The following is a 10,736-nucleotide window of genomic DNA, read 5'->3' as shown; positions in this document are numbered from 1 at the left end:
ATCAAATCGGCGGCACAACCGCTCGGCCGCTGGCTACGGCCGGCGACTTCCGTTTCGGGCCAATCGCGTCATTTTTGATGTCGGCCAGCTACGTCTGTTCTGCCGTCAGCTTCGGACATGTCGCTGCACTGCGCTAACTGACGCGATGGGCCAGAAGCCGACACTGAAGCGGGCCTCTGAGATATCCGGTTTGGATCAATAGTGGATATCGAAGACGCCTAACGGCCAAATCGAAAAGCGTCGAATCGCCAAGAATCGTCGCTGACTCCAGGAAGCGACCAGCGCGGCGTTTCCCAGACTGCAGTCCATTCTTCGTGGCCGGGCATACCCTTGACCTCAACCCGAGTAACGACGAAGCCCAGCGTCCCATCGAATTTGTAAGTGTGACGAACATCCCACGATGGCTTCATGTCTGACCCAGTCACAGCTAGGAAAGTCGAGGTCTCCTTTTCCCTGGTCATCCAACCCGGTCGATCTGTAATGCCAAACCCTTCGGGCAGGTTCATAAAAGGGAAGCTAACCACTCTCGGTCTTTGCAAAGTGGAAAGGTCAAACACAATGTGCGAGCCGACGATCGCGTGACAAAAAACGATTGCAAGGCGCTTGCCCCCGATTTTTGTGAACCTGACTGGGCTCGTCTCGATACCTTGCTCAATTCGGCAACCTGTTTGGTTGGCCGCAAGGATCAATCGGCTTGGTAACAAAGACGGGTCTGATACTTCAAACTCCGCTCGTCCCTTGGCGAGATTGGACCACTCCAAGCCTGCCTCACCTCTCTCCCGTAGCTCGGGGTTCATCTCCTCGCAAAATGCGAGGCCGAGTGAGGTGAATAGCAACGACCCGCTTACGAGAAGCCGGACTAGAAGAGTAGTCAGCTTGGACAAGGCTTCCTCCTGCGGCGGCAGCTTCAAGTTGCGCGCTATTCGCATGTAGTTGTTTTTTGGCATTTCCGCTACGGGTCAAAAGCCGGCGTTGAAGGCCGCGGTGAACTACGTCCGGTCTGCCCCCACGAACCGACGTGTCGGGTACCACGAACAGCGGCCTTTAGACCGGCCTTGGCGCGCGGCCCGTAACCGGGCTTGGTTCCGATGATGTCTTCGACCCTTCATCGGCGCGAATTTGCGGCGTGCCATCGCTCGCATAAGGTTGCCGAATGCGCATGTACAGCTATGTCCGAGTTGGGTCAGAAGGCGCCGCTCGGAAGATCGTTCGGCTTCTTCTGGTTTGTCCCGATAAGCCGACAATCAAAGAGCCAGATCGGACTTCGCTTTCGGGCCATGAGCAGACTTGCTGATCAGAAAGCTCGGATGCAGAGCCAATTCATTTGAGCGCTCTCATGTAACGTCTGCCGATCACCATAAGCGGATACGGCACATCATTTTTGATATAAGGGAGCCCGGCAATCAGCTTTGACAAAAGCACGAAACATTGATGGATAATTTGACGTGGCTCACTCGCGGGTACGCGAAGCAGTGCAATGGCGAATGGGAGCACGGACCCGGCATTAAAATTCAGACTCTGGACAATCCCGGATGGATGCTCCAGATAAACCTTGAAGAGACGGACTTGGAGGGCCGCACCTTTGAGAATCAGGAAAGCGGAGAGGTGTCCGAGGAGTACGACCCGACGCAAGTGACGTCTTGGTGGGTCTGCCGTGTGGAAAAAAAGCAGTTCTTCGCTGCCTGTGGAGCCCATGACTTAGAGGCGGTCATTTCCATTTTCCGCAATTGGGTTGAAGGGCGCGACCCGTGAACTCGGTTCACATCCGATAGATCCGCTACTGACCGTTGTCGATGTTCGCGTTGGGTCAAAAGCGACGATCTCGCGATGTCCGCGTTGCATCGGCTTACCCCTGAAAGCCGACATTCATCGTAAGGTTCGGCATGTCTCAAAGGGGCCAATAGATGACGTCGAGGGCTTGATCCAGTACGAAAGGGAGGCAGCCTGGTGGGATAAAGGAAATGGCTCAAAAGTTTAGCGTGATGAACAGTACAAAATGGGAAGAATTGCGCTTGGCAATGTATGCCATTGAGCCTGCACCAAGGTATCGATGCATGACGATTGCCGGCCATTATTCGGAAGAGGACGCTGAGTGGTTCTATCACTTCCGAGCGGGCGGATATGACGACATTCGTTACATCGATATATTCGCTGAAGGCCAATCTCATCGAGAACAAGTCCGACGCGCCCTGAAGAAAATCCATCTACCCGGGGAGGAAACGGTCGAAGGCTTTAGGGTGTACGGCTACGCGCTCCCGGGACAGAGCCTCGATTACTTGTAAGACGGAGGCTTCACCGAACGTCTGCAAGGGGTCATCAACTGACCTCCGGCGCCGGACGCGCTTGGTCCGCTCTGCCATCAACTACGGACATCGGCGAAATGCGCGGGCGAGTCTGTTTCGTGCCAGAAGCCGAAGTCCGCGAACCTAAAGTCCCTTTGGATGTTTGCCAAGATCGATCCCGTGAAACGCGTTCGCAAATCGACATGAACTGCGCGCTGGGGATGCGTTCCAACCGCGCTGCAGTTTTAGTCGCCGCGATGCCGGCGTGATCCAGCGCACACTTAATACCGCGCTGATTTTGAACCTCTCCGCTTTGCGTAGCCACCAACGGATATCTGAACTCGAACTCCGAAAGGACAAGACCATGATTACCAAGACGCTCTTCGTCGGACTTCTTACAGCCGGCTTTCTCTCCGCATCTTTCGCGGTTGATGCACAAGCAGACACACGTCGTTCCCAGCAGGTGAAAAACGTAGGAATTAGCCAGATCGGCACGACCCAGAGTGGTGCCCGGGCTGGCTCCATGGACAGCTGGCCGCAGACGATGGACGAACTGACGAACGCCTATAACTGTGGCCCGTATGCGGACAAAGAGTCGGCCAAGAAGTGCAAGAAGTAAGCGCTTTTTTTGACCGCTACAGTGCTGCAGAAGGGGTCAGCTACACGCTGGCCCTTTCTCTTTGGGCAATAACTCCGTCGCTACCACAACTTGTCAGTGACGGGCGACGCTCCTCCTGCGGCCGTATGCACTAACAGAACCCGGCGGGCAGCTCGCCATCCTTGGCTCGGTAACGACTGCAAATCAAACATCCGCCTAGGGTCACAAGCGGCGGTCAAAGGATCGCTGATGCGAAGTCCGGACTACCGTCAATACCAGACCAGCCGCAAGCGACGGAGTTGGTCGGCTTGGGGGCCAAATCCGGACATCCCCGATCGCTCAACGCGTTACCAGTCGCCAGCAACTAACGGGAAACCAAATTGGACGAGCAAACCTCTCAGACAGGCTCCACATGCTATACAGGCGGCGCCCCATCTCCAGAGGCTAACTATGACGGCATCCACAGTTCGAGAATGGATCGTAGAGTCGATCAATCACATTGATTCTGGAGAGACGTTCACACAAGAGGATTTCGATGCTCAACCACTAGCTGGTTGGGAAGAGATAAAGCCGAAGTCAGGTATTTTTAGTTCGGACCAAGAGCCCGCTTACTTTGCTTGGATGGCTCTCCGATGGTGGGTAAACGATGATGATATCAGAGCCAAAGACGCCGAATATGGCGAGATGAGAAAGCGCCAGCTCCAAGGCTTCCTCGAACAAATGGAACGCCAGTAGGCAAGGCAAGACGACCGTTTCGGGTTAGAATGCGAAGAACTCACCGTGAGCAAACCTAGTCCGCTACACGTTCAAGAGCGGACCTCGATGCAACGTGCCGCCACTTCACCTACGGGCCACAAGCTGACATTTCCAATTTGATATAATTTTTCATTGTTGAGCGCAGTTCACTGTTAGAGCGTTCATGATATTGGGCCAGCACTGTACCTTGGAGCACCCAGATGGCTCACTCGATCCGAATAGATTTTGAGATACCAGCAGCCTCAGGGTTGGAAAAAAATCTCGCAATCCATGATCTGCGCAACTTCGCTGAAGAGCTGAGCTTGACGCTGGGCGAATTAGGATCACTGCCCATGGAGCAAGCCGACGCCGCAGTGGACCACGTTGTAATCGGTGCCATCAAGACGAGGAATGTTCGTCGCTGTCGTGCTCACGTGGAAGAACTTAACGAAAAGAAGTATCGTCTTCGTGTTACGCTCACCGAACAATCTTCCTCGAAACCCTGACGCGGGAAGATGCCTGCTTTGGGTTGTAAGCGGCGTTGAAGGTGAGCGCAGACCGCGTCCGGTTTACCGCTAACTGCCGACGCGACAACGGCTAAAGAGCTGTTCGGCTAAGGGCCAATATCGGACCTCCTAGTGCTCCTTAATTGGCTTGCACTGCTTCCGAAAACGGGCCTCGACGACTGTAGTGGACATTCCAGGCTGCCCTCACGATCTTCTCTTGAAGGCACGAGTGCTAAGCGAATTTGCGAAGCGCAACTCAGATGATATCGTCTCGATACTGCGACCATCGAGCATGCGATCATTGTATTGCGGCAGCCAGCCCAACCGTTTCTCGATCCCCGTTGTCAACGGGTCGCTAGGAGGAACGATCTCCAGCGTAGCGCGAACCAGCCTGGCTCCCGGGCCAAATCGCTCCACGAGATTCTGAGGATGGACTCGCTCTACCGTTTTCGGATCATTGATGTCGCGAAACCGGACTAGCATGGGGAGACTGTCCAAGGGCAGCTCCCGCTTGCCGGATACATGCTGAACCTGCTTAATGCCTTCTTCGACCGGACTTGGAAGGCTACCGCCGGGAAAATTAAAGGCGCGTAGCACGATCCATTCCGGCCCTGATCTACTGTCGGTATCTTCCCTGAGAAGTGCAAAGAGTGTTCCTCGAGAACCAAGGTCCAGCACAACGGCTTCTCCGCGACAGCCAATGGCCAGCTCGTGCTGGGCGGCGATCTGTGGCTGCTTGCTGTAGGTCACCTCAATGACGCCGGAGCCAAACTTAGGTTGGCCATCTACCTCGACCTCCAGAGTAAGACGATAGCGCAGCGTCACGCTCGGATACGCCACCTGGTATGCGAGGATCGCCGCTCCTATCGGGATCAGGATTGTCGCTATAGCTATCCCGAGTAGTTTCATGGCGCACGTTTGCGGTTGAAGTATCGCACCCTAATCTACCGGGAGTTAAGGGTATGTTTCGTCTGTGGGTAAAGAGGACGCAATCGAGCGATTGCTGATGTCCGGTCCGGGTCAAAATGCGACATCGCCCGGACTTACGGACACTTCTGCTCTGCTCCCGAAGGCGGACATCATCCGGCCCGCTTGGCATGTCCGTTGAGGGGCCAATAAGCGACATTGCTGGCTTGGCTTGATATAAATTACGCGCGCTGCCAGCTCAGGCTGGCCAAGGATATGCAGCGATGAGTTGGAACGAATCTGAGATTCTGGCGGCCCGTGGCAGGATACTCAAAACCGCGCAAGACATGCTGACCGGAAAGCTGTCGTATATAGAGGGCGCGCGGAAAATCGTTGCGGCTGGAAGGACGGCGCGACTGGATGAATGGGACCCCGACCTGGTGCCCTTCGTTGGCATTGTTTCCGAGACGGACGCTCTACCGTTCGGTGACATGAGGGAACATTGGCAGGCGGCTGCACTAAATGCTCTTCAACCGGAAATCGATGAAAAGGAAGCTTGGGCTCGCGGGTTTGGCGAATCCCATTGCCGAAGTCTAGTCGAGCGCTTTTCAAAATGACTTAGTCGAAACTAGGATTCTCGATGGACCGAAGGTCAATCCTCTGCGAACTCGTCGAACTCCGAAGGCCATTGAATGAGATTTTGCTCGATCTCAAAGGACTTCCATGGGATAGCGAGTTCCCGCTCGTCATGCTTGAGCAGCAGCATCTCGCGTCGGTTCTTCGCCGCTATCATAATAACGAATTAAGCAGCGGAGACATGGAAGTTTGGGCCAATGCTATCGAGGGGCGCGATGATATCAGCTACGAACAAAGCTCCGCTGCAGGACGACTGCTGCACGAGCTTGCAAACCCGCGTCTTACCGCGCCGCTAACGCCGGAGCGCGCCGCAGAATTGCTAGACTCGATTTCATGAAGATAGTTTAGCCGCCATATAAGTTGCGAGTTCCGCTCTGGGTCAAAAGGCGAAGTGTCTTTGTGATCAGCGCGGGTCTGCTTTCGCCTCCAAAGCGGACACAGACTGCACCACCTAACTTCGGGACTTCCGCCATCCTGCTGCCCGCACATCTGCCTCGGAGCAAAACCATCGCTCGCCTGAGAGCCAGTTAATCCGAGTTTGAGCGTAATACTCCTGCCCGGGTGAGTGATAGATGCGCTCGCCCGTGTTCTTGCTGATGTTGCCCTTGATAGAGCAGCCGACGAGGACTGGCCCGAACTCCGTCGCCGCGAAGATGCTGCCGACGGCTGCCAAGCCGATCAGCATTGGAAGGATGGGACGGACCGCTGGGTTGATGCTTTTTAGGGCGGGCATCGTTTGCTTGGCGCTTTCAGCTCATGACTTGGTTCGGTAAAAAATGGCCAATAGATGATCGCGAGTAGCGCGCCTTCTAACCAAAGCAGCGAAGAGCTCTCGTATCTCAACATCACCACGCCATGCCCATTTGTACTTCCATCGTTCTCACACTGTAGAACAGCTTGCACGGCACCAACGCGACCGCGAGGAAGACGGGAAGGAGCGTCGTGAGCACTTGCATCGTCGCGTCCCTCCTTGATCCTCGGGTGCGGCTACGGCTTCAATTTGGCTGCCTTGCAAATCGAAATTTCATCTAAAATTGTTAAGCAACTAACCCCTGATCCATTCGCGTTTTTATGATTTAGGGAGCGGACATGTAAAGCACCGACGTCGCGTCGGCTTCTCCTTGCACAGCGGCCTCACCGCTCCTCATCAGGATGCCACCACTTGTACGGCGTAATCTCCCGCTGCTCGGTCAACGTGATCATGCGGACAGGCGGCTTGTAACGGCGCGTGCCGCAGGACCGGCATCGGAAGGACGGTTCTAGCTTCCAGATCGGTGTATCACGTGCCCTGCGAATAGCATCCAACGGCAGGCTTGCTCTTGTCTTGCATCGGCAGCATTCAATTTCCAACCAGCGGTAACCGCCGTTCAGGCTTTGGCCTATCGTTGGAGACGGCTGGGCTGGCCCGCCGTGGCCTTCCATGCGGAGCGACCACGCTTCTGCCTCGGCGCGATCCGCTGCACGGGCGGCGTTCCTAGCGTTTTGGCGGGCCGTTTTGGCGCGCATGTCCGCGCCCATGATCCGCCCGCCCCAGATCACTTCGCGCTTCTTGGTGCTCATGGCTCGGCATTACAGCGACCTTGGCCGAGAGGAGCAACTTTACTATTCTTTGGGGCAAGGAACGAGCTGGAGACGCTATGGGTACGGGCTGTGTGTAACCTCTATTCCATCACTACAAACCAAGAAGCCATCCGCGCACTCTTCCGCGTGATGAACCGCTACGTCGGCAACCTGCCGCCCATGCCGGGCGTATTTCCGGATTATCCGGCCCCCGTCATTCGCAACACCGGCGCCGAGCGCGAGCTCGTCCTGATGCGCTGGGGCATGCCGCCACCGCCGCGGACCGGCGGGCCACCGGTGACCAACATTCGCAACACCTCTTCGCCGCACTGGCGAGGCTGGCTGAAGCCAGAGAGCCGCTGCCTAGTGCCGTTCAACAGCTTCGCCGAATGCCCGAGCCGAACCCGGAGACCAAAAAGAAAGACGTGGTGTGGTTCGCTATCAACGACGATCGGCCGCTCACCTGCTTTGCCGGCATCTGGGCCGAGTTCAAGGGCGACCGCGGAACGAAATCGAAGCCTATCCCAGGGCCGCATCAGGTCTACGGCTTTCTGACCACGTCCCCCAACAGCGTGGTCGAGCCGATCCATCCGACTTTGGCCAGGGAGATGTGATTGAATCGCGCTTAGTTAGGCGCGTACCATGAACACCACGGATCATTACATCGCACTGCGGGCTATGGAGGATGCTAGGCGCATCCTTGGGGAATACATTGCACCTGGCCCGCGCGACGCCACGGCAACAGTGCACCGGCTGATAGCCGTTCTCGATCGAGACGAAGTTGTCCACGCTCTGGACGCATGAAACGGCGCCGGACCATGCGGCTCGTGGAATGAAGCGGCCCCGGCAATACGCAACGCACCGGGGCCGCCGGACCACTGGAGATTACCCCCGGCTAAGCTCTGGGGGACATGTAGCCGGGGGCTTTTACAGAATAGCCAGCCATCGGGGCGCGGTCTGTACGGCCGCTGACAAAGGGCATACGGTTCCCGTAGTAACTAGTGATCATTCAAATTAACCTATTTAAGTAGCTTCTATAATTAAATCTTGATATAATCGCCTTTCAGATAGCAGTTTGGAGGCAGTATGAACGATCGAGGACAAGAAGAGATCGAAGACCGCCGCAATTTTCTGAAGTCAGCTGGCCGATTTGCAGCCGTAACGCCGCCAGCGATAACGCTGCTGCTATCGACCTCTCTGACCTCCGATGCGATCGCGCATTCTGGGGGACGCAATGGCGGTGACAAGCCCGGCAACAATGGCTGGGGCAACGGAGGCAATGACGGCGGCAACAAGGGCGGTGAATATCGCTGACACTTCAGAGAAGAGGCCCGCCAGCGTGAACCGGCGGGCCTGAGAGGTTCAATGTTCCTACCCGCGGCATAGGCTTGGGCAGGATATCGACAAGGCCTGCAATCACGAAATACTGCCACGTCCGAGTGCCCGATAAATCGTTTGCCCTCACGTCTTGGGGCCAGCCCATGCCGTGAGTAGCCTCGTCATAGTCACAAGCATAGGTCAGCAAGGCAATGACGCCTGCCGGGGTAGTTGGGTCGATCTTCAGCAGCTCGTAAGCCGCATCCTGTTCAACACCCCACGCTTGATCTAGCGCCGTCTCTATCATTCACCGCGCTCTCCTTTTCAGGATGAACAATACTAATTCCCGCATTTAGGCAGCACGAACTAACGCTGTGGAACCGCGTTTATTTGGGCGTCCATCATTTCGGGCCGCCACATTGCTCAGATTTGTCCAGCCATGTGTAACAAAGTGGGCAGACCTTCACGCTCCCACTGGAATAACCTTCACGGTTCTGAGTGGTGCGTTGGTGAGAGGATCAAAATGGATCAGTTTATTTTATCGGAGCAGCGTCTCTCGCAGATAGACCTCGATCTTTCCCACCGCATGGCCGAACTTCGAAAGCTCAGAGAAGCGGTGCATATTGCAGAGGCGCTGCAAGCGTCAACTGCGCAAAGGCGTGCCCAACCTTCGCCGAGCGACACCGCTTCGTACACCGAATCTCGATTGGCGGTTTAGTTAGGTCGGCGGCTTCACACGTCGCGTGGGCTTCGCGCTTGCTGCATCGCTCGGCGGCTGGTTGAGCTGATGCAATCGATCTTCTAGTGCTGCCCTTTTGGCGAGCAGTTTTTCGCGGAGAACTGACTGCATCTGTTGGTGCAGTTCGAACAGTTCTTCAATCGACATTGACTTCCACTCACTCCGCATGACGCGTCCCGGCGATCATGAAAGCATTTGAACTATTGCTCACGATAGAAACTTCAGAGATATGGGAGAGAGGCTCAGTCTCAATGCACTGAAGAAAATTTAATGAGCACGACGGACGGTCCCGACCGCGTAGTCCGTTTTTCGAGCTGTCTATCGTGAAGAAAAATGGCCCCAGCGCCACAGCGCCGACGCCATCCAAGTTACCTTCCAGGCAGACAGGAGTAGTGGAGCCTACCTAGCACGCACCCGGAAGCGGGAAAACGTGGCAATATCTATGTGATAGTGAACACACCCCGAGTTTGTAGCCTCCGGCTTATCTCGGTTCCTGAGTCAGAAGCCGAACAGACGATCGCTTTTGAGCAGACGTATGCTCGCCCCTTTCGTTCCTGAACGGAGGGGCCGCAATGGAAAGGAAGGTCCGCGTTTCAAAACGGAAGCCTAAGCAGCTATGGACGCCTCAACGCTTAGCCGAGGTGGCGGCGGAATTAGATAAGCTAAAACAGCAAGTCCGGGTGACTGAAAGTGCCAAATCCAGGACACCGCGATCAATACGATTGCATGGTTAGTCAGTGCTTTGCGAAGTGGATGATTACCATTACATGGTGCCAAAGAGAGACCGCCTTCGGGCGGTCTTTTTGTTGGTGATTGCGCCGGCTGAACAGCGTCATCAGCATAAAATTGTTCGCCATATCGATGCCGAGCTGCTGGCCTTGTGTACTCATTTGCACTCCCCGTAAGCGCGAACCCGCCAAGCGAGAGCACTGATCCTTAGCTGGATTGCGGGTAGTCACTGGTCCGGATTTCCACACCCACGGACAGACTGATTTGGTAAAATCCGCTCCCTATTCGGGGCGCTTTCGTATGCCGGTTCGGATTGGACCGGTCTGATCCGTTTTCGATGAGCACTAGGCCCATGTTTTCTAAGGTCTCGCTTGCTGCGTTCGTGCTGACTTTGGTGCTTGCTGCCAACCTTGGCAGCAAAGCGGACGACCTACTACCGCAACTGAGGAAAAACTACGAAGATTGCGTCTACCGCGCAGTTCGTTCGCAAGCTGAAAAATTAAGGTCTACGGGCGGCACCTCTGAAGCGATTGAGCTGGCATTCGAAGCTTGTCAAAGCGAAGAACGAGAAATCGTAGAGCACCTAAATGCCATCGGCATGGCGCCAGCTACGGTTGATAAGGCCTTACGGGCCTTCAAACTGAGGCTGCAGAAGACGGTTCGATAAGAGAGATCGGGCGAGAGATTGCGAAAGGTCCAGATAATATTGAGCACCATGGGCGGTTCCC

General features: G+C 55.5%; 17 protein-coding genes and 1 pseudogene. 11 read left to right on the top strand and 7 right to left on the bottom strand.

Features of this window, described 5'->3' with window-relative positions:
- Nucleotides 1-218: 218 nt before the first annotated feature.
- Complete coding sequence (locus tag CQ13_RS24325) at nucleotides 219-884, bottom strand: hypothetical protein (RefSeq protein WP_156433859.1); 666 nt, start codon at nucleotides 882-884, stop codon at nucleotides 219-221.
- 547 nt (nucleotides 885-1,431) lie between these two features.
- Between CQ13_RS24325 and CQ13_RS24320 the strand changes: the two genes are divergently transcribed.
- The 5 genes from CQ13_RS24320 to CQ13_RS24300 all read left to right on the top strand — a co-directional run bounded on the left by CQ13_RS24320 (nucleotide 1,432) and on the right by CQ13_RS24300 (nucleotide 4,121).
- Nucleotides 1,432-1,752 carry an immunity 53 family protein gene (locus tag CQ13_RS24320; protein WP_057845362.1) on the top strand — a complete coding sequence of 107 codons (321 nt, stop codon included), beginning with the start codon at nucleotides 1,432-1,434 and terminating at the stop codon, nucleotides 1,750-1,752.
- Between the two features lie 209 nt (nucleotides 1,753-1,961).
- Nucleotides 1,962-2,282, top strand: coding sequence for a DUF6678 family protein (locus CQ13_RS24315; protein WP_245309288.1), 321 nt, complete (start codon nucleotides 1,962-1,964; stop codon nucleotides 2,280-2,282).
- Nucleotides 2,283-2,547: 265 nt separating this feature from the next.
- Nucleotides 2,548-2,901 (top strand): hypothetical protein, encoded by a 354-nt coding sequence (locus CQ13_RS24310; RefSeq protein WP_057845361.1) that lies wholly within the window; start codon nucleotides 2,548-2,550, stop codon nucleotides 2,899-2,901.
- Between the two features lie 429 nt (nucleotides 2,902-3,330).
- Nucleotides 3,331-3,615, top strand: a complete 285-nt coding sequence (locus tag CQ13_RS24305; protein ID WP_057845360.1) for a hypothetical protein — start codon at nucleotides 3,331-3,333, stop codon at nucleotides 3,613-3,615.
- Nucleotides 3,616-3,836: 221 nt separating this feature from the next.
- Nucleotides 3,837-4,121, top strand: coding sequence for a hypothetical protein (locus CQ13_RS24300; RefSeq protein ID WP_057845359.1), 285 nt, complete (start codon nucleotides 3,837-3,839; stop codon nucleotides 4,119-4,121).
- A gap of 204 nt (nucleotides 4,122-4,325) precedes the next feature.
- Here the strand turns inward: CQ13_RS24300 and CQ13_RS24295 are convergent, their stop codons facing one another.
- The gene (locus tag CQ13_RS24295) at nucleotides 4,326-5,030 is read right to left on the bottom strand and encodes a hypothetical protein (protein WP_057845358.1); all 705 of its coding nucleotides are present in this window, start codon (nucleotides 5,028-5,030) and stop codon (nucleotides 4,326-4,328) included.
- A gap of 281 nt (nucleotides 5,031-5,311) precedes the next feature.
- Between CQ13_RS24295 and CQ13_RS24290 the strand changes: the two genes are divergently transcribed.
- Nucleotides 5,312-5,644, top strand: coding sequence for a hypothetical protein (locus CQ13_RS24290; RefSeq protein ID WP_057845357.1), 333 nt, complete (start codon nucleotides 5,312-5,314; stop codon nucleotides 5,642-5,644).
- Nucleotides 5,645-5,715: 71 nt separating this feature from the next.
- Entirely contained in the window at nucleotides 5,716-6,000 is a 285-nt protein-coding gene (locus CQ13_RS43330) for a hypothetical protein (RefSeq protein ID WP_156433858.1), read from the top strand.
- Between the two features lie 114 nt (nucleotides 6,001-6,114).
- Here CQ13_RS43330 and CQ13_RS45850 read toward each other — a convergent pair whose 3' ends face one another.
- Nucleotides 6,115-6,348, bottom strand: coding sequence for a sunset domain-containing protein (locus tag CQ13_RS45850; protein ID WP_245309289.1), 234 nt, complete (start codon nucleotides 6,346-6,348; stop codon nucleotides 6,115-6,117).
- 449 nt (nucleotides 6,349-6,797) lie between these two features.
- Nucleotides 6,798-7,223, bottom strand: a complete 426-nt coding sequence (locus tag CQ13_RS24280; RefSeq protein ID WP_156433857.1) for a hypothetical protein — start codon at nucleotides 7,221-7,223, stop codon at nucleotides 6,798-6,800.
- 90 nt (nucleotides 7,224-7,313) lie between these two features.
- Here CQ13_RS24280 and CQ13_RS24275 point away from each other — a divergent pair.
- Nucleotides 7,314-7,816: pseudogene (locus CQ13_RS24275) on the top strand (SOS response-associated peptidase family protein); the annotation flags it as partial.
- A 493-nt stretch (nucleotides 7,817-8,309) separates the two neighbouring features.
- Nucleotides 8,310-8,537, top strand: a complete 228-nt coding sequence (locus CQ13_RS24270) for a hypothetical protein (protein ID WP_057845355.1) — start codon at nucleotides 8,310-8,312, stop codon at nucleotides 8,535-8,537.
- A gap of 4 nt (nucleotides 8,538-8,541) precedes the next feature.
- Here the strand turns inward: CQ13_RS24270 and CQ13_RS24265 are convergent, their stop codons facing one another.
- The gene (locus tag CQ13_RS24265; protein WP_057845354.1) at nucleotides 8,542-8,847 is read right to left on the bottom strand and encodes a hypothetical protein; all 306 of its coding nucleotides are present in this window, start codon (nucleotides 8,845-8,847) and stop codon (nucleotides 8,542-8,544) included.
- Between the two features lie 216 nt (nucleotides 8,848-9,063).
- On the opposite strand from CQ13_RS24265, the gene CQ13_RS43325 reads away from it, so the two are divergent.
- Nucleotides 9,064-9,258 carry a hypothetical protein gene (locus CQ13_RS43325; protein WP_156433856.1) on the top strand — a complete coding sequence of 65 codons (195 nt, stop codon included), beginning with the start codon at nucleotides 9,064-9,066 and terminating at the stop codon, nucleotides 9,256-9,258.
- Here CQ13_RS43325 and CQ13_RS43320 read toward each other — a convergent pair whose 3' ends face one another.
- Together CQ13_RS43320 and CQ13_RS43315 are read right to left on the bottom strand one after the other, a co-directional pair.
- A complete protein-coding gene (locus CQ13_RS43320) occupies nucleotides 9,259-9,426 on the bottom strand; it encodes a hypothetical protein (RefSeq protein WP_156433855.1) in 168 nt (55 codons plus the stop codon). It abuts the gene before it with no gap.
- A gap of 587 nt (nucleotides 9,427-10,013) precedes the next feature.
- Nucleotides 10,014-10,169 carry a hypothetical protein gene (locus CQ13_RS43315; protein ID WP_156433854.1) on the bottom strand — a complete coding sequence of 52 codons (156 nt, stop codon included), beginning with the start codon at nucleotides 10,167-10,169 and terminating at the stop codon, nucleotides 10,014-10,016.
- 191 nt (nucleotides 10,170-10,360) lie between these two features.
- On the opposite strand from CQ13_RS43315, the gene CQ13_RS24260 reads away from it, so the two are divergent.
- Nucleotides 10,361-10,675 (top strand): hypothetical protein, encoded by a 315-nt coding sequence (locus CQ13_RS24260; protein WP_156433853.1) that lies wholly within the window; start codon nucleotides 10,361-10,363, stop codon nucleotides 10,673-10,675.
- Nucleotides 10,676-10,736: the final 61 nt, after the last annotated feature.

This window comes from Bradyrhizobium retamae (assembly GCF_001440415.1).
GTDB classification, from domain to species: domain Bacteria; phylum Pseudomonadota; class Alphaproteobacteria; order Rhizobiales; family Xanthobacteraceae; genus Bradyrhizobium; species Bradyrhizobium retamae.
This window is presented reverse-complemented; position numbering and strand designations above follow the sequence as displayed.